We start from the raw sequence: 23,726 nt of genomic DNA on the forward strand, positions 1-23,726 counted from the left end.
GTGACGCCCGTCTCATTTCTGCCCGAAAGTGCCCGGTCGGCCGCCCGGCCGTCCTCAGCGTCGGGACCGCCGCGCCCGCAACTCCCTCAGGCCCGCGACCGCCAGCACCGCCGCGGTCGCGCCGGCCGACCACAGCAACTGCGGCCGGGCCGTGGCATCGGTCAGCATCAGCACGATCACCGCGCCCATCGCCAGCAGCGCCACCCACGTCAGATAGGGGAACGCCCACATCCGCAGCACCAGCCGCTCCGGCGCCTCCCGCTCGATCCGGGGCCGCAGCCGCAGTTGGGAGACGGCGATCAGACCCCAGACGAACAGCAGCACCGCGCCTACCGCGTTGAGCAAGTACAGGAACACCGAATCCGGCCACTTGAGGTTCAGCAGCACGGAGAGGAAGCCGAACGCCACCGAGGCCAGCACCGCCCGCCGCGGCACCCCGCCGCGCGTCACCTTCAGCAGTCCGCGCGGCGCCTCCCCGCGCTCGGCCAGCGAGAACACCATGCGCGAGGAGCCGTAGAGGTTGGCGTTGAGCGCCGACAGCAGCGCCACGAACACCACGATGTTCATGATCTGTCCGGCGCCGGGCACCCCGATGTGGTCCAGCACCATCACGTACGGGCTCTTGCCGGGCTGCATCGACGACCAGGGCAGCACCGAGACGATGACCAGCATCGAGCCGACGTAGAAGAAGAGGATCCGCCACACCGCGCTGCGCACCGCCCGGCCCACCGCCCGCGCCGGGTCGTCCGATTCGGCCGCCGCGATGGTGACCACCTCCAGCCCGCCGAAGGCGAACACCACCGCCAGCACCCCGGAGATCACCCCGGACCAGCCGTGCGGCAGGAACCCGCCCTGCCCGGTGAGGTTGGTCAGCCCGACCGGCTCGGTGTGCGGCAGCACCCCGAAGATCGCCAGCACGCTCAGCGCCAGGAACAGCACGATCGCGGTGACCTTCAACGTGGCGAACCAGAACTCGAACTCACCGAAGTTCTTCACCGCGGCAAGGTTTGCTGCGGTGAAGAAGACCATGAAGATCAGCACCCAGCCCCACTGCGGCACCGACGGCACCCAGCCGTGCGCGATCTGCGCCGCCCCGGTGGCCTCCACCGCCAACACCACCACCAGCAGGAACCAGTACAGCCACCCCACGCTGAATCCCGCCCAGCGCCCGAGCGCCCGCTCCGCGTGCACCGAGAACGCCCCGGACGCCGGCATCGCCGCCGACATCTCCCCGAGCATCCGCATGATCAGCATCGCCAGCCCGCCGGCGATCAGGTACGACAGCACGATCCCGGGACCGGCCACCGCGATGCCGGCACCGGAACCGACGAACAGCCCCGCGCCGATCACCCCGCCCAGGCCCAGCATCGTCAGATGGCGCTGCTTGAGCCCGCCGGACAGCGGCTCTTTCTCGACCAGGGGCGGTGCGTCGTGCATGGGCTCGTACTCCGCAGGGGCGCGAGGGCGACGAACGCCGCCCGGTTTGGGGGAACTCCACAGACGACCGCGGAGCCGTCCCAGTGTCCCCGGCCGTGCGCGACTACCACAAAACCGGCCCTCTGCCGCGGCGTTCGCCGTGATGCGCATCACGTGACCTGCGAAGACGGTCCCGCCCTCGAACAGGCGCCGGCGCTCCGGCCGTTGTCTGGAACTCCCCAAGCGGGCCGGTACGGCTTTGTCAGCGCCACACGATGATCGAGGCCGCCCTCTGAACTAACGTCATTCCGTCGCGCCGGATCCGAGCCCTGGGTCCGCACTCACACCCGCGGAGTCCCCGATGAGCACAGCCGTCCCCACCGCCACTTCCGGCACGGTCCTCGCCGACCTGCTGCCGGCCGCCTCCGTCAGCCGCGCCCGCGTCCGCGACGCCGCGCTGGTCGTCGGCGGCGCCGTGGCCACCGGCCTGGCCGCCCAGATCGCGGTCCCGGTCCCCGGCTCCCCGGTCCCGGTCACCGCCCAGACCTTCGCCGCGCTCCTCGTGGGGACCTCGCTCGGCGCCCGCCGCGGACTGCTGTCGCTGGCCCTCTACGCCCTGGTGGGCATGGCCGGCGTGCCGTGGTTCGCCGGTGGCGCCTCGGGCGCCGGCGGCGCCACCTTCGGTTACGTCCTCGGCATGCTGCTCGCCGCCACCGCCGTGGGCGCGCTGGCCCGCCGCGGCGGCGACCGCGGGGTGCTGCGCACCGCCGTCACGATGGCCGCCGGCAACGCCCTGATCTACGGCATCGGCGTGCCCTACCTGGCGCTCAGCACCGGCATCTCCCTCGGCCAGGCCGTCGCCGTCGGCATGGTGCCGTTCCTGGTCGGCGACGCCCTCAAGATCGCCCTGGCGATGGGCGCCCTGCCGACCGCCTGGAAGCTGGCCGGTCGCCGCGGCTGACGACACCACCCCGGACGCCGACGGGGCCCGCACCCTTCGCATGGGTGCGGGCCCCGTCGCTTTTCCGTCCGAACCGGCTACGCCTGCTCCTCCGTGACCGCCGGCTGCTGCGCCGCCTCGCGGGGCCGCCGCTTGTCCAGCAGCAGCCCGGCGATCAGCACCACCACGGCCGCGACCACCGACAGCACCATCTGCTGCCGGCCGTTCTTGTCGTAGAACATGTAGCCCACGACGAAGATGATCAGCGCGATGGTGGCGTAGGTCAGCCACGGGTACAGCCACATCCGCACCGTCAGCCGCTCCGGCATCTCCCGCTCGATGGTCCGGCGCATCCGGAGCTGCGAGAAGCAGATCACCAGCCAGACGAACAGGGCCACCGCGCCCGAGGAGTTGAGCAGGAACTGGAAGATGGTGTCCTTCGAGGTGTAGCTGAAGATCGTCGCGACGAAGCCGAACGCCACCGACGCCCAGATCGCCACCGCCGGGACGCCGCGCTTGTTGACCGTCGCGAACGACTTCGGCGCATCGCCGCGCTCACCGAGCGAGAACGCCATCCGGGACGCCGTGTAGAGCCCGGAGTTCAGGCAGGACAGCACCGCGGTCAGCACCACGACATCCATCAGGACGTCCACGTACGGGATGTGCAGCGACTTCAGCACCGCCACGTACGGGCTCTTGGCCACCTCCGGGTCGTCCCAGGGCAGCAGCGTCACGATCACCGCGATCGACCCGATGTAGAACAGCGCGATCCGCCAGATCACGCTGTTGACGGCCTTGCGGACGGCCATCACCGGGTTCGGCGACTCGCTCGCCGCCAGCGTGACGATCTCGCTGCCCATGAAGGAGAAGACCACCAGCAGCATCCCGGAGAGGATCGCCCCTGGCCCCTTCGGCAGGAACCCGCCGTGTTCGAACAGGTTGCTGGTGCCCACCGCGTGGTGCCCCGGCGGCAGCCCGAAGATCGCCAGCGCACCGACCACGATGAAGATCACGATCGCCACGACCTTGATCCCGGCGAACCAGAACTCGAACTCGCCGAACGAGCCCACCGAGACCAGGTTGGTGCCGGTCAGCACCATCATCACCAGCAACGCCCAGGCCCACTGCGGCACCGAAGGTATCCAGCTGGTCAGGATCGCCGCCGCCGCGGTCGCCTCGACCGCCAGCACCACCGACCAGAAGAACCAGTACAGCCAGCCGATCGTGAAGCCCGCCCAGCGGCCGAGCGCCCGGTCCGCGTACGCGGAGAACGAGCCGGAGGTGGGGGAGGCCGCGGCCATCTCGCCCAGCATCCGCATCACCAGCACGACCAGCAGGCCGGTCAGCGCGTAGGAGAGCAGGATGCCCGGACCGGCGGCCGCGATGCCGGCACCGGAGCCGACGAACAGGCCGGCGCCGATCACTCCGCCGATGGCGATCATCGACAGATGGCGGTTCTTGAGGCCGGCCTGGAGCCCGTCGGGGGACCGGTTCGCGGTACCGCCGCCGGGTTCGCCGGCGGTGGGGACCGCGTGGGAGGTAGGCGGGTGCGCGCCCATGTGCACCGTCCTTCGGTGGTTCTCGTGTCGAACCCAGGCATTAGAACGTTGTTAACGACCGTTTGGAAGAGCTGAATCGCGATCGTGTCGTTACCGATGGGTTGCCTGAAGAAGTGAACCGCGGCGCCGGGACGGGCCGCGGCCCCGTGGCGTCTACCCAGGCGACGACATGCCACACTCATGCCATGCGCGTGTACATCGGCTCCGATCATGCCGGCTTCGACCTCAAGAACCACCTCGTGGACTGGCTCAAGGCCAACGGCCACGAGCCCGTCGACTGCGGTCCCCACCTCTACGACGCCCAGGACGACTACCCGCCGTTCTGCCTGCGCGCCGCGGAGAAGACCGCCGCCGACCCGGACAGCCTCGGCATCGTGATCGGTGGCTCCGGCAACGGCGAGCAGATCGCCGCCAACAAGGTCAAGGGCGTGCGGGCCGCGCTGGCCTGGAGCGAGGAGACCGCCAAGCTGGGCCGCGAGCACAACAACGCCAACGTCGTCTCCGTCGGCGGCCGGATGCACACCCAGGACGAGGCCACCCGCTTCGTCGAGGTGTTCCTCACCACCCCGTACTCGGGCGAGGAGCGGCACACCCGCCGCATCGAGATGCTCTCCCGCTACGAGACCACCGGCGAACTCCCCCCGATCCCGGCCCACCACCCCCAACAGGGCTGATCCTTCGGCCGGTTCGCGGGCCGTCGTTCCGCAGGGCGGAACGGGCGGGCGCGAACCGGCCTCCGGGCCGCACGCACGAACGAACCGCCGGAGGCACGACCCGATGCCCGAGGGGCACACCATCCACCGCCTGGCCGCGGACCACCGCGACCGCTTCGAGGGCAGCCCGGTCCGCGCCACCAGCCCGCAGGGCAAGTTCGCCGACGGCGCCGCCCTCATCGACCGCCAGGTCATGGAGACGGCCGAGGCCCACGGCAAGCACCTCTTCCTCGGCTTCGCCCCCGACCGCTGGGTCCACATCCACCTCGGTCTCTTCGGCAAGCTCGGCTTCGGCGCCACCCCGGCGCCCCCGCCCACCGACACCGTCCGGCTGCGGCTGGTCGGCGCCGGCCACTACGCCGACCTGCGCGGGCCGACCACCTGCGCGCTGATCACCGACGCCGAGAAGCAGGCGATACACGAGCGGCTGGGCCCCGACCCGCTGCGCCCGGACGACGACGGCGACCGCGCCTGGCGCCGGATCGCCCGCAGCCGCACCACCCTCGCGGCGCTGCTGCTCGACCAGAAGGTGATCGCCGGCGTCGGCAACGTCTACCGCGCCGAGGTCCTCTTCCGGCACGGCATCGACCCCTACCTCCCCGGCCGTGACCTGCGCCGGCAGCAGTGGGACGCGATCTGGGCCGACCTGGTCGCCCTGATGCGGGAGGGCGTGCGGCACAACCGGATCGACACCGTCCGCCCCGAGCACACCCCGGAGGCCATGGGCCGCCCGCCGCGGGTCGACGACCACGGCGGCGAGGTCTACGTCTACCGCCGCACCGGCGCCGCCTGCCACCTGTGCGGCGGTGAGATCCGCACCGCCGACCTCGCCGCCCGCAACCTCTTCTGGTGCCCGGGCTGCCAGCCCGCCGCCGCCCGCCCCTGAGGGCGCCGCACGGGCCCGCGCCGGCCCCCGGTCAGAACCCGTGCGGCAGCCACGGCGCCGGGTCCGACCCGAACGCCAGCGAGGCCGCCGCCAGCGCCCCCGGCCGCAGTTCCCGCACCCGCCCGGCCCCGGCCAGCGCCGACAGCGCGAACCCGCCCAGATAGGCCGACCCCAACTCCCGCACCGACAGCGCGAGTTCGGCCGGGTCGGTGGTCCGCTCGCAGCTCGCCCCCTTGGCGTCGCCGGACAGCCGCCAGCGCCCCGCGTTCCACGGGCAGAAGGCGTCCGCGACCTCCAACACCACGTCCACCGGCGCTTGGTACGTCCGGGCCGCCAGCGCCGCCCCCACCTCCACCGGCCGCAGGAACAGCGCCTCCCGCACCCCGGCGTCCAGGCGCCGCTGGTCGGGCACCAGGTGCAGCAGCGGCTCGTCCACCGGCCGGCTGCGCGTCACCACCGACGCCGTCAGGTCGATGCCGAACAGGTGCCGCCACAGCGCCGCGTGGACCACCGGGTCCAGCGCGTCGAGCTGCCGGAGCTGCACGACCCCGCGCGGGCCGGCCTGGTCCCAGTCGGGCTTGACCGCGTAGCGCGCGTAGCCGCGCACCTCGCCGTCCACCTCGGCCAGCACGCACTGCAGGTGGCCGGCGCCGTGCCGCTCGGCCTCCGGGTCGAGCACCCCCTGACGCTCCCAGCCGGGGCGCCGGGCCAGCATCCCGGGCCGGGTCGGCACCAGGCGCTCGTAGACCCGCTCGCACGCGGCGAGCCCGGCCACCGGGTCCACCAGCCGCAGTCGGACGTCGTCCACGCCCGGCAGCGCGGGGGCGGCCAGCCGCACGGTGTCCACGGACATCCGCAGCTCCTGGGTGGCCGCGCCGTAGCCGAACCGCCCGTAGATCGCCGGCTCCGTGGCGGTCAGCGCCGCCAGCGCCTCGCCGCGCTCGTGGACGTCCGCCAACTGGTGCCGCATCATCGAGCGCAGCGCCCCGCGCCGGCGGTGGGTGGGCAGCACCCCGACGGTGGTGACGCCGGCCGTGGCCACCTCCGCGCCGCCCGGCACGGTCAACCCGAACGAGAACGCCCCGGTCGTGCCGACGATCGCGTCGCCGTCCCAGACCGCGATGTCCCGTGGCACCTCAGTGACCGTGCGCCACCACGCACGCCTCTCGGGTGTGTCCGGGACTCCGCCGAACACCACGTCCAGGGTGTCGAACCAGGTATCCCAATCGCTCTCCCGCAACGGCCGCAACTCTGTTGTCATGAGGCATCCCTAACAGTCCGCCCGCCGGCCGCGCGACCGTATTTCGAACGCGAATTCCCTGCAAATCCCCGGGTTGATGTGCGACGAATCGACGCGCCGCCGAATGGGTGGATAAGGTCCCAGGGCAATGACACGCGGCGCGGGAGCGGAGAGTCCGAGGGCCCGGGTGCACAAACGCCTGCACCGGGCCCGCATCGGCATGCGCAAGGCCGGGGTCGACTACTTCCGCGGCGACGGCTCCGACTGGCTCGCGCTGGCCGCCCTGCTCGCCGCCGTCCCCGCCATCGCCCTGGGCACCCTCTGGTGCCCGCAGTGGATCGCGCCGACCGCGCTGGTCCTCCCGATCATCGCCGGCGGACTGCTGCTGCGCCCGGCCAACCTCCTGGTCCTGTACGCGGCCTCCGCGGCCGCGCTGATCGTCGAGGCGGCGCTGTTCGGCCCGTACGACCAGGGGCCGGACCGGATCACCCCGGGCACGGTCCTGGTGGTCGCCGCGGTGGGGCTGTCGGGACTGCTGGTCGCGCAGTTCCGCAGCCGGGTCGGGGTGCCCTGGCGGCGCGGCGGCACCATGCTCTTCGACCTGCGCGAACGGATCCGCGTGCAGAGCAAGTTGCCCGGGCTGCCCAAGGGCTGGCACCACGAGATGGCGCTCCGCCCGGCCGGCGGCCAGTCCTTCTCCGGCGACTTCGTGGTGGCCTCCCGCACCCAGGGCGGCAACATCCTGGAGGTCGTGCTCACCGACGTCTCCGGCAAGGGCATGGACGCCGCCTCCCGCGCGCTGCTGCTCTCCGGCGCCTTCGGCGGCCTGCTCGGCTCGCTGCCGCCGCACGGCTTCCTCCCCGCCGCCAACGGCTATCTGCTGCGCCAGGACTGGGACGAGGGCTTCGCCACCTCCATCCACCTCGTGCTGGACCTGGAGTCCGGCGACTACGAGCTGTTCTCCGCGGGCCACCTCCCCGCCCTCCAACTCAGCGCCGGCACCGGCCGCTGGGAGGAGAAGTCGGGGGAGGGCCCGCTGCTCGGGGTCTACGACGGCGCCCAGTTCGACCCGGTCAAGGGGACGCTGCGCCCCGGCGACGTGCTGATGCTGTTCACCGACGGCCTGGTGGAGGCCGCCGACCGCGACATCGCCGAGGGCATCGACCGGCTGACCGGCGAGGCCGAGCGCTATGTGCACGCCGGCTTCGCCGGTGCCGCCTGGCATCTGATCGAGGCGGTCGCCAAGGACGTCAACGACGACCGGGCGCTGTTGCTGCTGTGTCGGGACGGCTGACCGCCTCCGGATCGACCCCTGCCACGGCGGCCCGCGGCGCTCCGCCGGTCGGCAGGATCCGGGCCAACAGCCCGGAGCGGCCGGCCGCCAGCGGCCCGAGGACGGCCAGGATCAGCACATAGCCGGCGATGAACGGCGCCAGCCGCTCGTCGAGCCCGGCGCCCGCCGCCATCGTCGCCAGGATCAGCGCGAACTCGCCGCGGGCCAGCAGCGCGGTGGCGATGTTCGCGGCCGGCCCGGGGCCGAAGCCGTAGATCCGGGCCGCGGTCAGCCCCGCCAGGACGTTCATCAGCAGCGTCAGCGCCACCGCGATCAGCACCGGCCACACCACGCTCGGCAGGTCGCCGGGGTCGATGGAGAGCCCGAACGCGAAGAAGAAGATCGCCCCGAACGCGTCCCGCAGCGGGTGCACCAGCTTGCGGATCCGCGGCCCGGTGCTCGTCCCGCCCAGCATCAGGCCCACCATGAACGCCCCGATGGCGTCCGCGACCCCGAACCACTCGGAGATCCCGGCGACCAGAACGGCGGCCCCCAGGAAGGAGATCACCAGCAACTCGCTGTCCTTGGTGGCGATCAGCCGGCCGATGACGCGGGTGCCCCAACGGGCGGCCGCGGCGAGCAGCAGCAGGAAGCCGAACGCCTTCCCGGCGGCCGGCGCCGCCGAGGCCAGTGAGTCGGCCCCGGAGAGCACCGGTTGCAGCGCGGCCAGATAGAGCGCCAGGAAGATGTCCTCGACGACGATGATGCCGAGGATCGGCTTGGTCTCCGGATTGCCCAACCGCCCCGTGTCGACCAGCACCTTGGTGACGATCGCGGACGACGAGATGCCCAGCACCCCGGCGAGCACCAGCGCCTCGGAGGAGCCCCAGCCGAGCGCGAAGCCGAAGCCGAGCCCGGCGCCGACGTTCAGCGCGAGGTACGCCCCGCCGGCCAGCGCCATCCGGCGGCCGCCGGCCTTGAGGTCGTCGACGTGGAACTCCAGGCCCAGGTAGAAGAGCAGCAGTACCAGGCCGAGGAGGGAGAGCATCTCCAGGTCGTGCGGGTCGGCGACCAGCACGATGCCGGGGGTGTTCGGACCGAGCAGGATTCCGGCCAGGATGAACAGCGGGATGGTGGGGAGTCCGATCCGGCCGCCGAGGCGGGCCAGGACGGCGGCGGCGAGAAAGGCGCCGCCCATGGCGATCAGGGTGTCTGCGTGTCCGATGGGCCCGTTCCTCCTGGTCGTCGGCGCGCGTCCAGGCACGGGGCACGGGTCGCACGCAAGGTCAAGACAATGTCAAGGACTGGTCAATACTTAGATTACCAAATCATTAACAAGGTGACCGATCGGTGACCGTTGTGAGCCGGTGCGGCATCTTTTGTGGGCCGGTCCCGCCGAGGTCGAGGGCTCGGCGGGGCGTTCGGAAGCGGCTTTGCCGTAACTGCCGCGAACGGGCAAAGCGTTGGCCGATGATTCGTCACCCGCCTGCAATGGGCAGGGAGTTGATGGCACGATGGGTGCCGGGGGTGTGCGCGGCATGCCCCAGGGCCGGTGAGGCGTTCCGACCGAGGGTGTGATCAGTTGTGGCTCTGTCGCTATCAGTTGTCCTGATGTTGGGGATCATCCTTGTCGTACTGATCAGACAGAAGGCGATCAAGGCCGGTCCGGCGCTCGTCGCCATACTGTTCGGCTTCTTCCTCGCCTCCACGGGGGTGGCGCCGTCGATCAACCGGTTCCTGAACTCCATCGCGCAGACCATCAACCACATCACGTTCTAGCGCGGGTTCGGGTCCGCGGACCGGACTCAGGGGGTCCGTCCGCCCCCGGTCCGCGCCAGCGCGTCACGCACGGCGTCCTCGCTGCGCCCCACCAAGGCCGAACCGTCGTCGGCGGTGATGATCGGCCGCTGAATCAGCCGGGGGTGCGCCGCCAGCGCCTCGATCCACCGTTCCCGTTCGGCGCCGGTGCGCCCCCACGTCCCGATGCCCAGCGCCTTGCCCTCGTCTTCCTGGGTGCGGGTGATGTCCCACGGCTCCAGGCCCAACCGCTCCAGTACGGCACGCAGTTCGTCGGCGGTCGGCGGGTCCTCCAGGTACCTCCGCACGGTGTACTGGGCGCCCTCGGCGTCCAGAATCCCCACCGCGGAACGGCACTTGGAGCACGCGGGATTGATCCAGATCTCCATGCCGGCCACCCTAGGGAGTCCCGTCGCGGGAGAGAAGCGGCGAAGCGCGCGGGCCGCTCGCGGCGCCCGGGAACGTGAAGAGCCCCGGGCCGTGCGACCCGGGGCTCTCCCCTTGTTGAGCGGGCGACGGGAATCGAACCCGCGTAGCCAGTTTGGAAGACTGGGGCTCTACCATTGAGCTACGCCCGCGAGCGCCACGGTCGCTGGGACCCCGGCACGCAGAGCATCGTAGCGGGTGAAGCCCCTCGACCGCACACCGCACCCCGCTCCCGAACAACGGGCAGCCGTACGGCCCGCGGCCATGTACCCTACGTGTCGCACCGACGGGGTGTGGCGCAGCTTGGTAGCGCGTCCGCTTTGGGAGCGGAAGGTCGTCGGTTCGAATCCGGCCACCCCGACCAGTTCGGCGCCCGGCCCGCGTGCCTTAGTTGCACGAAGCGGGCATAAGCGGTCCTTCAAGATCGCGTTGTGGGCGCCCTCCTCCTTGCGGTTACTATGCAAGCTGCGTGCCCGTGTGTCTTAAGGACCGGGCGCGATCGGCCGGCCCGGGACATGACGGAGCCGGCGGATCTAAGGCAATACCCCAAAGTCAGCCCAAGGAGACCGAACCGTGAAGAGCGCCGTGGAGACCCTGAACCCGACTCGGGTTCGGCTCACTGTCGAGGTGCCCTTCGAGGAGCTCAAGGACAGCCTCGACGCGGCGTACAAGAAGATCAACCAGCAGGTCACGGTGAAGGGCTTCCGCAAGGGCAAGATCCCTGCCCGCGTCATCGACCAGCGGTTCGGTCGTGGCGCCGTGCTCGAAGAGGCCGTCAACGACGCGCTCCCGAAGTTCTACACCAACGCGGTCAACGAGGCCGAGCTCAACGTCCTCGGCCAGCCCGAGGTCGACATCACCGAGCTCAAGGACAACGAGCTGCTGGCCTTCACCGCCGAGGTCGACATCCGCCCGGCCCTGGAGATCCCGGACTACTCCGGCATCGAGGTCGAGGTCGACGCCGTCGAGGTGTCCGACGAGGACGTCGAGAAGTCCGTCGAGCAGCTCCGTGAGCGCTTCGCCTCCACCTCCGTGGTCGAGCGCGCCGCCGAGGACGGCGACGTGGTGACCGTGGACCTGGAGGCCAAGGTCGACGGCGAGGTGCTGGCCGACGGCATCGCCAACGGCGTCAGCTACACCATCGGCTCCGGCGAGCTCCTCGACGGCATCGACGAGGCCGTCAAGGGCCTCTCGGCCGGCGGCAGCGCCACCTTCACCTCCGAGCTCAAGGGCGGCTCCGCCCAGGGCAAGGAGGCCGAGGTCAAGGTCGACGTCACCGAGGTCAAGGCCCGCGAACTGCCCGAGCTGGACGACGAGTTCGCCCAGATGGCCAGCGAGTTCGACACCCTCGACGCGCTCAAGGACGACAGCCGCACGCGGCTGGCGCGGATGAAGAAGTTCGACCAGGCCACCCAGGCCCAGGAGAAGGTCCTGGAGGCGCTGCTCGGCCTGATCGAGGTGCCGATCCCCGAGAAGCTGCTCGAGGACGAGATCCGCACCCGCAAGCACAACCTGGAGCACCACCAGCTCGGTCAGATGGGCCTCGACCTCGCGAAGTACCTGGAGATCCAGGGCAAGACCGAGGAGGAGTTCGACGCCGAGACCAAGGAGCAGGCGGAGAAGGGCATCAAGACCCAGTTCGTCCTCGACGAGCTGGTCAACAAGGAGAAGCTGAACGTCAGCCAGGAGGAGCTCACCGAGCACCTCATGCGCCGCGCCCAGTCCTCCGGCATGAGCCCCGACCAGTTCGCCCAGGCCGTCGTCGAGGGTGGCCAGGTGCCGATGCTGGTGGGCGAGGTCGCCCGCGGCAAGGCCCTCGCGGTGGTCGTCGAGGCCGCCACGGTCAAGGACACCAACGGTGAGGTCGTCGACCTGGAGGACGAGGAGGAGACGGAGGCCGCCGAGGCCGTCGTCGCCGAGGCCGAGGGTGACGAGAAGGCGGAGAAGACCGAGGGCTGATCGCCCCGGCGATCTCGCCGACGTACCTGATCACGGGCCCGAACGCGCACGTCCGCGTGTTCGGGCCCGTGTGTCGTCCCGGTCCGTGAGCCTGCGCTCACAGCGAACAGTTCTCGCTCCGGGATGGCGCCCGCCGACCAGCGCGTTAGGGTCCGTAGATACGAGGGCAGGGGAGTTGCTGACAGTGCGTGGGGCGCACCACGCGGCGCGGTCCCCGGCCCCAGAAGACGACGCTGAAGACGGCCCCGAGCCGTTTCGACAACGAGCAGGTGGACACGTGACGATCCCGATGCCTTCCGCCGCCGCTGAGCCGATCTCCGGTGGCCTCGGCGAACAGGTCTACAACCGGCTGCTCAACGAGCGGATCATCTTCCTCGGTCAGCCGGTCGACGACGACATCGCCAACAAGATCACGGCGCAGTTGTTGCTCCTCGCCGCTGACCCGGACAAGGACATCTACCTCTACATCAACTCCCCCGGCGGCTCGGTCACGGCCGGCATGGCGATCTACGACACCATGCAGTACATCAAGAACGACGTGGTCACCATCGCCATGGGCCTCGCCGCCTCGATGGGCCAGTTCCTGCTGAGCGCCGGCACCCCGGGCAAGCGCTTCGCGCTGCCGAACGCCGAGATCCTGATCCACCAGCCCTCCGCCGGCCTGGCCGGCTCGGCCTCGGACATCAAGATCCACGCCGAGCAGCTGCTCCGCACGAAGAAGCGCCTGGGCGAGCTCTCCGCCGCGCACACCGGCCAGACGCTGGAGCAGTGGACCAAGGACGCGGACCGCGACCGCTGGTTCTCCGCCGAGGAGGCCAAGGCGTACGGCCTCATCGACGACGTGATGCCCTCCGCCGCCGGCGTTCCGGGCGGGGGCGGCACCGGGGCCTGAGCCCCCGGCCCACGCCCCGCAGTCGGACCCCCAGCCCCACTTCGCCACCAGGACGGTGAACCTCCAGATGAACAACTTCCCCGGAAGCGGTCTCTACGAGCGCACGCAGGCCGAGTTCTCCGGCATGCCCGCGGAGTCCCGCTACATCGTTCCGCGCTTCGTCGAGCGCACCTCGCAGGGCGTGCGCGAGTACGACCCGTACGCGAAGCTCTTCGAGGAGCGGGTGATCTTCCTCGGGGTGCAGATCGACGACGCCTCCGCCAACGACGTCATGGCGCAGCTCCTGTGCCTGGAGTCGATGGACCCGGACCGCGACATCTCGGTCTACATCAACAGCCCCGGTGGCTCGTTCACCGCGCTGACGGCGATCTACGACACGATGCAGTTCGTCAAGCCCGACATCCAGACGGTCTGCATGGGCCAGGCGGCCTCCGCCGCGGCCGTGCTGCTGGCGGCCGGCACCCCGGGTAAGCGCATGGCGCTGCCGAACGCGCGGATCCTGATCCACCAGCCGTTCAGCGAGACCGGCCGCGGCCAGGTCTCCGACCTGGAGATCGCCGCCCGCGAGATCCAGCGGATGCGCACGCAGTTGGAGGAGATGCTGGCCAAGCACTCCTCCACGCCGATCGAGAAGATCCGCGAGGACATCGAGCGTGACAAGATCCTGACCGCCGAGGAGTCCCTGGCGTACGGTCTGGTCGACCAGATCGTCTCCACGCGGAAGACCTCCGTCTCGGTCTGATCGCGTTCTTCGCGAATTGCGCCGGAGCGTCGCCCCCTTGGACCGAGTGAACCGAGTCGGTCCAAGGGGGGCCCGTACGGGGGGCTCGGCAAGGTACCGTCGATAGGCAAGCACCCGGGTCCGCGGAGCAATGCGGATCCCAGGCGAAGGGGATTCACCTCGTGGCACGCATCGGTGACGGCGGAGACCTGCTCAAGTGCTCGTTCTGCGGAAAGAGCCAGAAGCAGGTGAAGAAGCTCATCGCGGGACCTGGTGTGTACATCTGCGACGAGTGCATCGATCTCTGCAACGAGATCATCGAGGAGGAACTCGCCGAGAGTTCCGAGGTGCGCTGGGAGGAACTCCCCAAGCCCCGCGAGATCTACGAGTTCCTCAACGGCTACGTCGTCGGCCAGGAAGCCGCCAAGAAGGCGCTCTCGGTGGCCGTGTACAACCACTACAAGCGCGTGCAGGCGGGCGAGAACGCCCCGGGACGCGGCGACGAGGGCATCGAGTTGGCCAAGTCCAACATCCTGCTGCTCGGCCCCACCGGTTCCGGCAAGACCCTGCTCGCGCAGACCCTCGCCAGGATGCTCAACGTCCCCTTCGCCTTCGCCGACGCGACCGCGCTCACCGAGGCCGGCTACGTCGGTGAGGACGTCGAGAACATCCTGCTGAAGCTGATCCAGGCCGCGGACTTCGACATCAAGAAGGCCGAGACCGGCATCATCTACATCGACGAGATCGACAAGGTCGCCCGGAAGAGCGAAAATCCGTCGATCACCCGGGACGTCTCCGGCGAAGGCGTCCAGCAGGCGCTGCTCAAGATCCTGGAGGGCACCACCGCCTCGGTCCCGCCCCAAGGCGGCCGCAAGCACCCGCACCAGGAATTCATCCAAATCGACACCACCAACGTGCTGTTCATCGTCGGCGGTGCCTTCGCGGGCTTGGAGAAGATCATCGAGGCCCGGTCCGGCGCCAAGGGCATCGGCTTCGGCGCCACCATCCGCTCCAAGCGCGAGATCGAGTCCAAGGACCAGCTCCAGGACGTCATGCCCGAGGACCTGGTGAAGTTCGGGATGATCCCGGAGTTCATCGGCCGCCTCCCGGTCCTCACCTCGGTCCACAACCTCGACCGCGAGGCGCTCCTCCAGATCCTCGTCGAGCCGCGCAACGCCCTGGTCAAGCAGTACCAGCGACTCTTCGAACTCGACGGCGTGGAGCTGGACTTCGACCGCCCGGCCCTGGAGGCCATCGCCGACCAGGCGATCCTCCGCGGCACCGGCGCCCGCGGCCTGCGCGCCATCATGGAGGAGGTCCTCCAGGCGGTGATGTACGAGATCCCGTCCCGCAAGGACGTCGCCCGCGTCGTCATCACCGCGGACGTGGTGCACTCCAACGTCAACCCGACCCTGGTCCCGCGCACCCGCGGCGACTCCGGCGAGCCCCAGGAGAAGAGCGCGTAACCGCCCCGCCCTCCAACAGCACCGCCCGGCAGCCGAGTTGCTGCCGGGCGGTGCTGTCGTCTGCGGGCGGGTCACTTCTCCTTGCGGACCTCGTTGCGGACCTTGGCGGTGGTCTCGGAGAGTTCCTTGGCACCGGGGGTGGTGGCGGAGCTGCCGCTGCTGGTGGCGGGCGCGGCCATCTGCTGTACGACGCCGATGGCGCTGCTGTCGCCCCAGATGCAGGTGGAGGCGGTGACCGGAACGGTGATGCCGCCCTGGGAGACGGAAACCTTCTGCGTCCGGCACTTCATGACGTCGCCGTCGAAGTCGCTCGGTGAGAACTCGGTGATCGGGGTGACGTCCTGGACCTTGCTCCCGTTGGGCGACTTCTTGATGTTCTCGTCGACCTTGCTGAACATCCGGGTCACGGTCCCCTGCGGGTCGCCGATGTTCCCGTAGATGCCGACGACCTGCATCATCAGGCCGTCCTTCTGGTAGTTGCCCTGAACGCCCTTGCTGTTGGTGATGCCGAGGGCCTTGGCCTCCGTGTCGTTGGAGAAGTCCTCGGCGCCGCTGCCGTTGGCGCCGGGCTTCTGCACCTTGCTGAACTGCCCGCTCAGCAGCTTGTCCGGCAGGGCGATGGTGTACGGCTTCACCTTGCCGCCCGAGCCGAAGGCGAAGTACGCGCCGACGGCGATGCCCACGACCACCGCGACGCCGCCGATGATCAGGCCGATCTTCTTGCCGTTGCCGCCGCCGGTCTCCGGCTCCTGGGGGATCATCCCGTAGGGCGTCTGCTGGCCCTGCTGTCCCTGTTGGCCGGCGAAGGGCTGCTGCTGGCCGTAGTGGGGCGGGGCGGGCTGGCCGTAGGGCTGCTGCGGGGCGCCCTGTTGCGGGGGGAACTGCTGCGGCGCGCCCTGCTGCGGGAACTGCTGGGGGGCCTGTTGCGGGTAGCCGTAGCCCTGTTGGGGAGGGACCGGGGTGCCCTGTTGCGGGTAGCCGTAGCCGGGCTGCGGGGCGGGCGGCTGCGGCTGGCCGTACGGGCCGGGCTGCTGGGGCTGCTGGCCGTACGGGCCCGGCGGCGGCTGGTTGAAGCTCATGGAGCGGTTCCCCTCGTGACTGCTGATGACGTCGGACCGCCGCGGGCGGCACCCGGGCGTCGGGCGTGATGTTTATGCGCTGCCGACATCCTGTATGACGCCGCTGACAGGCGGTGCCCCGGGGGCGAAACCGATTCGAAGCCGCCACATCCGCGCCCGTACACTGTCGGTCGTGACCGAGAACACTCAGCATCCCAAGCACAGCGTCCCCGAACTGCCGACTCAGTACACGCCGGCCGATGTAGAGGGGCCGCTGTACGAGCGCTGGGTAGAGCGGGGCTACTTCGAGGCGGACGAGAAGAGCGAGAAGCCGCCGTACACCATCGTCATCCCCCCGCCCAACGTCACCGGCTCGCTCCACCTGGGCCACGCTTTCGAGCACACGCTGATCGACGCCCTCACCCGCCGCAAGCGCATGCAGGGCTACGAGACGCTGTGGCAGCCGGGCATGGACCACGCCGGCATCGCCACCCAGAACGTCGTCGAGCGCGAGCTCGCCAAGGAGGGCGTCTCCCGGCACGACCTCGGGCGCGAGGAGTTCGTCGAGCGGGTCTGGCAGTGGAAGAACGAGTCCGGCGGCCAGATCTCGGGCCAGATGCGCCGGCTCGGTGACGGCGTCGCGTGGTCCCGCGAGCGGTTCACCATGGACGAGGGCCTCTCCAAGGCCGTCCAGACGATCTTCAAGCGGCTCTACGAGGACGAGCTGATCTACCGCGCCGAGCGCATCATCAACTGGTGCCCGCGCTGCCTGACCGCCATCTCGGACATCGAGGTGGAGTACCAGGACGACGACGGCGAGCTGGTCTCGATCCGCTACGGCGAGGGCGACGCCTCGATCGTCGTCGCCACCACCCGCGCCGAGACGATGCTCGGTGACACCGCCGTCGCCGTCCACCCCGAGGACGAGCGGTACGCCCATCTCGTCGGCACCGAGATCGAGTTGCCGCTGACCGGCCGCCGCATCCCGGTCGTCGCCGACGAGCACGTCGACCCGGAGTTCGGCACCGGCGCGGTCAAGGTCACCCCGGCCCACGACCCGAACGACTTCGAGATCGGCCGCCGGCACGACCTGACCAACCTCGCCGTCCTCGACGAGCGCGGCGTGATCACCGCGCACGGCCCGTTCCAGGGGCTGGACCGCTTCGAGGCCCGCTCGGCGATCGTCGCCGCGCTGCGCGCCGAGGGCCGGATCGTCGCCGAGAAGCGCCCGTACACCCACTCCGTCGGGCACTGCTCGCGCTGCAAGACCACCATCGAGCCGCGGCTGTCGATGCAGTGGTGGGTCAAGGTCGGCCCGCTGGCGAAGGCCGCCGGTGACGCGGTCCGCGACGGCAAGGTCGCGATCCACCCCAAGGAGATGGAGTCCCGCTACTTCGGCTGGGTCGACAACCTCCACGACTGGTGCATCTCACGGCAGTTGTGGTGGGGCCACCGCATCCCGGTCTGGTACGGGCCGAACGGCGAGGTCGTCTGCGTCGGCCCCGACGACGAGGCGCCCACCGGCGAGGGCTGGCACCAGGACACCGACGTCCTCGACACGTGGTTCTCGTCCGGCCTGTGGCCGTTCTCCACGCTGGGCTGGCCCGAGCAGACCCCGAGCGTGACGAAGTTCTACCCGAACTCCGTCCTGGTCACCGGCTACGACATCCTCTTCTTCTGGGTCGCCCGGATGATGATGTTCGGCCTGTACGCGATGGACGGCACCCCGCCGTTCCACACCATCGCGCTGCACGGCATGGTCCGCGACCAGTTCGGCAAGAAGATGTCGAAGTCCTTCGGCAACGCGGTCAACCCGCTGGACTGGATGGACACCTACGGTTCCGACGCGGTCCGCTTCACCCTGGCCCGCGGTGCCAACCCGGGCGTCGACGTCCCGATCGGCGAGGACTGGGTCCAGGGCTCCCGGAACTTCGCCAACAAGATCTGGAACGCCACCCGCTTCGCGCTGATGAACGGCGCCACCGTGGAGGGCGAACTGCCGCCCGCCGAGGCGCTGTCGGCGACCGACCGGTGGATCCTCTCCCGGCTCAACGCGGTCGTCGCCGAGGTCGACGCGTACTACGACGACTACCAGTTCGCCAAGTTGTCGGACGCCCTCTTCCACTTCGCCTGGGACGAGGTCTTCGACTGGTACGTCGAGCTGTCCAAGACGACGTTCATGGCGGGCGGCCCGGCCGCCGACGCCTCCCGCCGGGTGCTGGGCGAGGTCCTCGACGTCACCCTGCGGCTGCTGCACCCGGTCGTCCCGTTCGTCACCGAGACGCTGTGGACGACGCTGACCGGCGGCGAGTCGATCGTCATCGCCGACTGGCCGACCGCCGTCGCCGTCCCCGGTGCGGACGTCGCGGGCGGCTTCCGCGACGAGGCCGCCGAGCGGGAGATCGTCACGCTCCAGCAGGTCGTCACCGAGGTCCGCCGGTTCCGCTCCGACCAGGGCCTCCAGCCGGGCCAGAAGGTCCCCGCACGCCTGGACCTGGCCGGTACCCCGCTGGCGCCGCACGAGGCCGCGATGCGCTCGCTGCTGCGCCTTCAGCCGGCCGGCGAGGGCTTCGCCGCCACCGCCTCGCTGCCCGTCGCCGGCGCCACGGTCGCCCTGGACCTCTCTGGCGCGATCGACGTCGAGGCGGAGCGCAAGCGGCTGACGAAGGACCTGCTCGCGGCCGAGAAGGAGCAGAAGCAGGCCACCGCCAAGCTGGGCAACGAGGCGTTCCTCGGCAAGGCGCCGGAGCAGGTGGTGGAGAAGATCCGCGGTCGGCTGGCGACCGCGGAGGCCGACATCGAGCGGATCACTGCACAGCTGGCGGCCCTGCCCAGCGCGTAGTCGCCGGCGGCTCCGGCCGCACGCCGGGCCACGCCGCCTCCGGCACCACGGGCCCCTCGTCCTCATGGACGGGGGGCCTGTTCCGTGCCCGGCGTGCGCGCCGTCCGCGGGGCCCGCCGCGGCCGCCCCGTTCGCGGACCGGCCACAGCAGCACATACGCCGTGGAGACCGCGACGAACGCCAGCCGGATCAGGCCCCGCGCGGAGTCGTCCGGGACCGCGAAGACGCTGCCGTAGAGGATGAGCAGCGCCAGCCAGCTCCACCAGGGGACCAGCCGGCGCTGCCCGATGACGTCCCACAGCAGCGTGCCGAGCAGCACCGACGCGGTGTAGTACGTGTAGACGCTGGGGTCCAGCACGATCCGGGCGTTGGCGCCCAGCAGCACCACCGCCGCCCACCGGCCGCGCCAGACCGCGATCCCGCCCAGCACCAGCCCGAGCGCGAACTGCGCGGGCCGGTCCCAGCCGGGCGTCTCGGGGTCGGCCACGCCCAGCCAACGCAGCGCGGACGCCGGGTGGTTGGGGATGGCGAACTTGGCGGCCGCGAAGGACTGGGCGTCGCCGACGAAGAACGGCAGCCAGGCGACGGCGACCAGCCCCGCGCACCACAGGCCGGCCTTGAGCCACTTGTGCCTCGGGAGCGCCAGCAGCAGCGGGACGAAGGCCAGCGCGGTCGGCTTGGAGTCCATCGCCAGGGCCAGGAAGGCACCGGTCAGGGCGGCGTTGCCGCGGGTGACGGAGCGGACCGCGAGGGCGGTGAAGAACAGCGCCAGCACGTCGTCGAGGTGCCCGAAGCGGACCGCGACCTCGATCCACATGGGGATGAAGGCCAGCCCGGCTATCAACACCCGCTGCCGCAGCCGCTGGTGGTTGGTGCCGGTGCCCAGGAAGTGGTGGGCGGCGCTGCGGCCGGCCAGCACCAGGATGACCAAGCCCAGGGCGGACATCAGGGCCGCGGCGAGGAACTGGCCGGTGGCCTCCGGGAACGGGTTGAACAGCCCGGCCGTCAGGAAGCTGATCGGCCCCATCTGGAGCTCGGGGTGGTGCGCGTAGAGGTTGAGGCCGCCGGTGCCGTCGCCGGTGCTGCCCTGGTAGATCAGCGCGCCGCCGGCGCGGAGGTAGTGCCAAGAGAAGCCGCCGTGCGGCTCGACGATCATGAACCACAGCACGGTCCAGGCGGTGAGCAGCACCAAATGCATCCGCTGACTGATTGCCGGCACGCCTCTTCAGCTCCTGCTTTCCTGACTTTTCATGCTTTGCACTTAACCGTCGCCGGGTGACCCGACGACGCTCGTAGACCCCGCCGACCAAGAGGGGACGCGGCGGCGGAAAGGTTGTCCCGCCCGGGGGTTCGATCGCTCACACCCAGCAGGTACACGGTTCTCATGACGCTCTCATGAAGCCGAGGCACCGTGGACCGGAATGCCGGAGTTCCGGCGGAAACGCATGTCCGGTCCGCCCCCAGCACCGAGGAGCCGCGCCCATGAACCGACCCCTGCGACGGATCTCGGTCTTCTCCCTCTCGCTGATCCTGGTGCTGATGGGCTGGGCCACCTGGATCCAGGGCGCCAAGGCCAGCGACTACCGGGAGAACGCGCACAACCCCCGGGTGAACATCGCCAAGTACTCGGCACCCCTGGGCAACATCCTCGTCGACGGCCAGCCGGTCACCGGCTCCACCCCCACCTCCTCCTCGCTCAAGTACAAGCGGACCTACAAGGACGGCGCCCTCTACGCCCCGGTCACCGGCTTCTCCTCGCAGATCTTCGGCAGCACCCAACTGGAGAGCCTCTACGGCCCGTTGCTCGGCGGCTCCGACAGTCGCCTGCAGACCCCCGCCGACACCCTGCTGCACGAGCGCCCCAAGGCCGGCGACGTCTCCACCACCATCGACGCCAAGGTGCAGAAGGCCGGCTACGAGGCGCTCGGCGGCAAGACCGGCGCGGCCGTCGCCCTGGACCCGGCGACCGGCCGGATCCTGGGCATGGTCAGCACCCCGTCGTACGACCCGGGCAAGTTCGCCGGCTCCGGCACCGCCGACCAGAAGGCGTGGGAGGCCCTGGCCAAGGACGGCAACCAGCCGAACCTCAACCGCGCGCTGCGCCAGCCGCTGCCGCCCGGCTCCACCTTCAAGCTGGTGGTCGCCGCCGCCGCGCTGGAGGACGGCCTGTACTCCTCGGTGGACCAGCCCACCCAGAGCCCCGACCCGTACACCCTGCCCAACACCCGCACCCAGCTCACCAACGAGAGCGCCTCGGCGCCCTGCGAGAACGCCACCATCCGCACCGCGCTCCAGTACTCCTGCAACACCGTCTTCGCCAAGATGGCCGTCGACCTGGGCAAGGACAAGGTGCGGGCGCAGGCCGAGAAGCTCGGCTTCAACGACGCCAAGATGGACGTCCCGGTGCGCGCCACCTCCAGCGTCTACCCCAAGGACATGGACCAGGCGCAGACCGCGCTCTCCGGCATCGGCCAGTTCGACGACCAGGCCACCCCGCTCCAGATGGCGATGGTGGTCTCGGCGATCGCCAACGGGGGCGACCTGAAGACCCCGCAGCTGGTGGACAAGGTCACCGACGGCGGCGGCAACACCCTTGAGCAGAACAGCCCGAAGACCTACCGCAAGGCGATGTCGTCGGGCACCGCCGACCAGCTCCGCTCGGCGATGCAGACGGTCGTGGACAAGGGCACCGGCTCCAACGCGAAGATCGACGGGGTGACCGTCGGCGGCAAGACCGGCACCGCCCAGCACGGCGTCAACAACAGCGGCACCCCCTACGCCTGGTTCGTCTCCTACGGCGACGACGGCAAGGGCAACCGGGTCGCGGTGGCCGTGATGGTCGAGGACGGGCACGCGGCCCGCAACGAGGTCTCGGGCAACGGCCTCGCGGCCCCGATCGCCAAGGCGATGATGCAGGCGGCGCTGTCCTGACCGGCGGCTCGGCGGCCGCCTGGACGGGAGCGGGGGCGGCGCGGGCCCGTTGTCGGTGGTGCCTCGTAGACTTGTCGTCGTGAGCGAGCGCCCCCAGAACGACGACCCCGACCCGACTCCCGACCCGTCGGACGCCTTCGACGACATGGTCGAGGCCGAGACGCAACGCGACCCCGATCTCGCGGTGATCGAGGCCGGCAGCCGGACCCTGCGCACGCAGGCCGGACCGCCGCAGGGGGACCAGGTCCCGGCCCGCCCCGTCGACCCGGAGGTCGACCGCGCGCTGCGCGCCGTCGAGGAGGAGTTGGCCGGCCGCTGGGGCGAGACCAAGCTGGACCCGTCGATCGAGCGCATCGCCGCGCTCATGGACGTCCTCGGCTCCCCGCAGCGGGCCTACCCCTCCATCCACATCACGGGGACCAACGGCAAGACCAGCACGGCCCGCATGATCGAGGCCCTGCTCGGCGGCTTCGAGCTGCGCACCGGCCGGTACACCAGCCCGCACATCCAGTCCGTCACCGAGCGGATCAGCCTCGACGGCGGCCCGATCTCCGCCGAGCGCTTCATCGAGACCTACCGCGACATCGCGCCGTACGTCGAGATGATCGACGGCCAGCAGGAGTACCGCCTCTCCTTCTTCGAGGTGCTGACGGCGATGGCGTACGCCGCGTTCGCCGACGCCCCGGTGGACGTCGCGGTCGTCGAGGTCGGCATGGGCGGCACCTGGGACGCGACCAACGTCATCGACGCCGACGTCGCGGTGATCACCCCCATCTCGCTGGACCACACCGACCGGCTGGGCGAGACGCCCGAGCAGATCGCCGGCGAGAAGTCCGGGATCATCAAGAAGGACGCCACCGTCGTCCTGGCCCAGCAGCCGGTGGACGCGGCCTCGGTGATGCTCAAGCGCGCCGTCGAGGTGGACGCCACGGTGGCCCGCGAGGGCATGGAGTTCGGGGTGCTCTCCCGCGAGGTGGCGGTCGGCGGCCAGATGCTGACCCTGCGCGGCCTGGGCGGCGAGTACCCGGAGATCTTCCTTCCGCTGCACGGCGCCCACCAGGCGCACAACGCCGCGGTCGCGCTCGCCGCCGTCGAGGCGTTCTTCGGCGTCGGCGCGGGGCACGCCCGCACCCTCGACCTCGACATCGTCCGCTCCGCGTTCGCCTCGGTCAGCTCGCCCGGCCGGATGGAGGTCGTCCGGAGCAGCCCCACGGTGGTGCTGGACGCCGCGCACAACCCGGGCGGTGCCCGGGCCGCGGCCGAGACGGTCAGCGAGGCGTTCGGCTTCAGCCGCCTCATCGGTGTCGTCGGCGCCAGCGCCGACAAGGACGTCCGGGGCGTGCTGGAGGCGTTCGAGCCGATCTTCGCCGAGGTCGTGGTGACGTGTAACTCCAGCCAACGGGCGATGGATCCGGACGAGTTGGCCGCCGTCGCGGTGGAGGTCTTCGGCGCCGAGCGCGTCCAGGTCGAGCCGCGGCTGGACGACGCGCTGGAGGCGGCGATCACCCTCGCCGAGGAGGAGGGCGAGTTCTCCGGCGCCGGCGTGCTGGTGACCGGCTCGGTGATCACGGTGGGCGAGGCCCGACTGCTCCTGGGAAGGAACTGAC

General features: G+C 70.6%; 19 protein-coding genes and 2 tRNA genes. 13 read left to right on the top strand and 8 right to left on the bottom strand.

All coding sequences use genetic code 11. The annotated features are described in order from the left end of the window. Positions 1-54: 54 nt before the first annotated feature. Positions 55-1,437, bottom strand: a complete 1,383-nt coding sequence (locus ACIQU6_RS13160; protein ID WP_403481711.1) for an amino acid permease — start codon at positions 1,435-1,437, stop codon at positions 55-57. A 340-nt stretch (positions 1,438-1,777) separates the two neighbouring features. On the opposite strand from ACIQU6_RS13160, the gene ACIQU6_RS13165 reads away from it, so the two are divergent. After that, the gene (locus tag ACIQU6_RS13165; protein ID WP_403481712.1) at positions 1,778-2,377 is read left to right on the top strand and encodes a biotin transporter BioY; all 600 of its coding nucleotides are present in this window, start codon (positions 1,778-1,780) and stop codon (positions 2,375-2,377) included. A gap of 77 nt (positions 2,378-2,454) precedes the next feature. Here the strand turns inward: ACIQU6_RS13165 and ACIQU6_RS13170 are convergent, their stop codons facing one another. Next, positions 2,455-3,915, bottom strand: coding sequence for an amino acid permease (locus ACIQU6_RS13170; protein ID WP_403481713.1), 1,461 nt, complete (start codon positions 3,913-3,915; stop codon positions 2,455-2,457). Positions 3,916-4,100: 185 nt separating this feature from the next. Here ACIQU6_RS13170 and ACIQU6_RS13175 point away from each other — a divergent pair, with 185 nt between their 5' ends. Both ACIQU6_RS13175 and ACIQU6_RS13180 read left to right on the top strand, forming a co-directional pair. After that, positions 4,101-4,589 (top strand): ribose-5-phosphate isomerase, encoded by a 489-nt coding sequence (locus ACIQU6_RS13175; RefSeq protein ID WP_403481714.1) that lies wholly within the window; start codon positions 4,101-4,103, stop codon positions 4,587-4,589. Positions 4,590-4,692: 103 nt separating this feature from the next. After that, positions 4,693-5,514, top strand: coding sequence for an Fpg/Nei family DNA glycosylase (locus ACIQU6_RS13180; RefSeq protein WP_403481715.1), 822 nt, complete (start codon positions 4,693-4,695; stop codon positions 5,512-5,514). A gap of 31 nt (positions 5,515-5,545) precedes the next feature. Here ACIQU6_RS13180 and ACIQU6_RS13185 read toward each other — a convergent pair whose 3' ends face one another. Continuing rightward, positions 5,546-6,775, bottom strand: a complete 1,230-nt coding sequence (locus ACIQU6_RS13185; RefSeq protein WP_403481716.1) for a GNAT family N-acetyltransferase — start codon at positions 6,773-6,775, stop codon at positions 5,546-5,548. 127 nt (positions 6,776-6,902) lie between these two features. Here ACIQU6_RS13185 and ACIQU6_RS13190 point away from each other — a divergent pair, with 127 nt between their 5' ends. Next, positions 6,903-8,048, top strand: a complete 1,146-nt coding sequence (locus ACIQU6_RS13190) for a PP2C family protein-serine/threonine phosphatase (protein ID WP_403481717.1) — start codon at positions 6,903-6,905, stop codon at positions 8,046-8,048. Here ACIQU6_RS13190 and ACIQU6_RS13195 read toward each other — a convergent pair. Next, positions 8,005-9,225 carry a cation:proton antiporter gene (locus tag ACIQU6_RS13195; protein WP_403481718.1) on the bottom strand — a complete coding sequence of 407 codons (1,221 nt, stop codon included), beginning with the start codon at positions 9,223-9,225 and terminating at the stop codon, positions 8,005-8,007. The genes ACIQU6_RS13190 and ACIQU6_RS13195 overlap by 44 nt on opposite strands. 386 nt (positions 9,226-9,611) lie before the next feature. Here ACIQU6_RS13195 and ACIQU6_RS13200 point away from each other — a divergent pair, with 386 nt between their 5' ends. Beyond that, positions 9,612-9,806, top strand: coding sequence for a hypothetical protein (locus ACIQU6_RS13200; protein ID WP_274915706.1), 195 nt, complete (start codon positions 9,612-9,614; stop codon positions 9,804-9,806). Positions 9,807-9,832: 26 nt separating this feature from the next. Here ACIQU6_RS13200 and ACIQU6_RS13205 read toward each other — a convergent pair whose 3' ends face one another. Continuing rightward, the gene (locus ACIQU6_RS13205; RefSeq protein ID WP_403481719.1) at positions 9,833-10,213 is read right to left on the bottom strand and encodes an arsenate reductase family protein; all 381 of its coding nucleotides are present in this window, start codon (positions 10,211-10,213) and stop codon (positions 9,833-9,835) included. A 118-nt stretch (positions 10,214-10,331) separates the two neighbouring features. After that, positions 10,332-10,402, bottom strand: a tRNA-Gly gene (locus tag ACIQU6_RS13210). 135 nt (positions 10,403-10,537) lie between these two features. Between ACIQU6_RS13210 and ACIQU6_RS13215 the strand changes: the two genes are divergently transcribed. The 5 genes from ACIQU6_RS13215 (at position 10,538) to clpX (ending at position 15,288) form a co-directional block, all read left to right on the top strand. Further along, positions 10,538-10,614: transfer RNA gene (locus ACIQU6_RS13215), tRNA-Pro, on the top strand. A 209-nt stretch (positions 10,615-10,823) separates the two neighbouring features. Continuing rightward, complete coding sequence (gene tig / locus ACIQU6_RS13220) at positions 10,824-12,209, top strand: trigger factor (protein ID WP_403481720.1); 1,386 nt, start codon at positions 10,824-10,826, stop codon at positions 12,207-12,209. 289 nt (positions 12,210-12,498) lie between these two features. Next, complete coding sequence (locus tag ACIQU6_RS13225) at positions 12,499-13,101, top strand: ATP-dependent Clp protease proteolytic subunit (RefSeq protein ID WP_403481798.1); 603 nt, start codon at positions 12,499-12,501, stop codon at positions 13,099-13,101. Between the two features lie 67 nt (positions 13,102-13,168). Continuing rightward, complete coding sequence (locus ACIQU6_RS13230; protein ID WP_403481721.1) at positions 13,169-13,843, top strand: ATP-dependent Clp protease proteolytic subunit; 675 nt, start codon at positions 13,169-13,171, stop codon at positions 13,841-13,843. A 161-nt stretch (positions 13,844-14,004) separates the two neighbouring features. Then, a complete protein-coding gene (clpX, locus tag ACIQU6_RS13235) occupies positions 14,005-15,288 on the top strand; it encodes an ATP-dependent Clp protease ATP-binding subunit ClpX (protein WP_274915710.1) in 1,284 nt (427 codons plus the stop codon). A 71-nt stretch (positions 15,289-15,359) separates the two neighbouring features. Here the strand turns inward: clpX and ACIQU6_RS13240 are convergent, their stop codons facing one another. After that, the gene (locus tag ACIQU6_RS13240; RefSeq protein WP_403481722.1) at positions 15,360-16,367 is read right to left on the bottom strand and encodes a hypothetical protein; all 1,008 of its coding nucleotides are present in this window, start codon (positions 16,365-16,367) and stop codon (positions 15,360-15,362) included. Positions 16,368-16,539: 172 nt separating this feature from the next. Between ACIQU6_RS13240 and ACIQU6_RS13245 the strand changes: the two genes are divergently transcribed. Further along, positions 16,540-19,188, top strand: coding sequence for a valine--tRNA ligase (locus ACIQU6_RS13245; RefSeq protein ID WP_403481723.1), 2,649 nt, complete (start codon positions 16,540-16,542; stop codon positions 19,186-19,188). Here the strand turns inward: ACIQU6_RS13245 and ACIQU6_RS13250 are convergent. After that, on the bottom strand, positions 19,154-20,386 hold the full coding sequence (locus ACIQU6_RS13250; protein ID WP_403481799.1) for a hypothetical protein: 1,233 nt from the start codon (positions 20,384-20,386) through the stop codon (positions 19,154-19,156). The genes ACIQU6_RS13245 and ACIQU6_RS13250 overlap by 35 nt on opposite strands. A gap of 284 nt (positions 20,387-20,670) precedes the next feature. Between ACIQU6_RS13250 and ACIQU6_RS13255 the strand changes: the two genes are divergently transcribed. Together ACIQU6_RS13255 and ACIQU6_RS13260 are read left to right on the top strand one after the other, a co-directional pair. Next, a complete protein-coding gene (locus tag ACIQU6_RS13255; protein WP_403481724.1) occupies positions 20,671-22,119 on the top strand; it encodes a peptidoglycan D,D-transpeptidase FtsI family protein in 1,449 nt (482 codons plus the stop codon). A gap of 79 nt (positions 22,120-22,198) precedes the next feature. Then, on the top strand, positions 22,199-23,725 hold the full coding sequence (locus tag ACIQU6_RS13260; protein ID WP_403481725.1) for a bifunctional folylpolyglutamate synthase/dihydrofolate synthase: 1,527 nt from the start codon (positions 22,199-22,201) through the stop codon (positions 23,723-23,725). Position 23,726 lies beyond the last annotated feature (1 nt).

Origin of the sequence: Streptomyces sp. NPDC090442, assembly GCF_044769405.1 — a bacterium.
Taxonomy (GTDB): domain Bacteria; phylum Actinomycetota; class Actinomycetes; order Streptomycetales; family Streptomycetaceae; genus Streptomyces.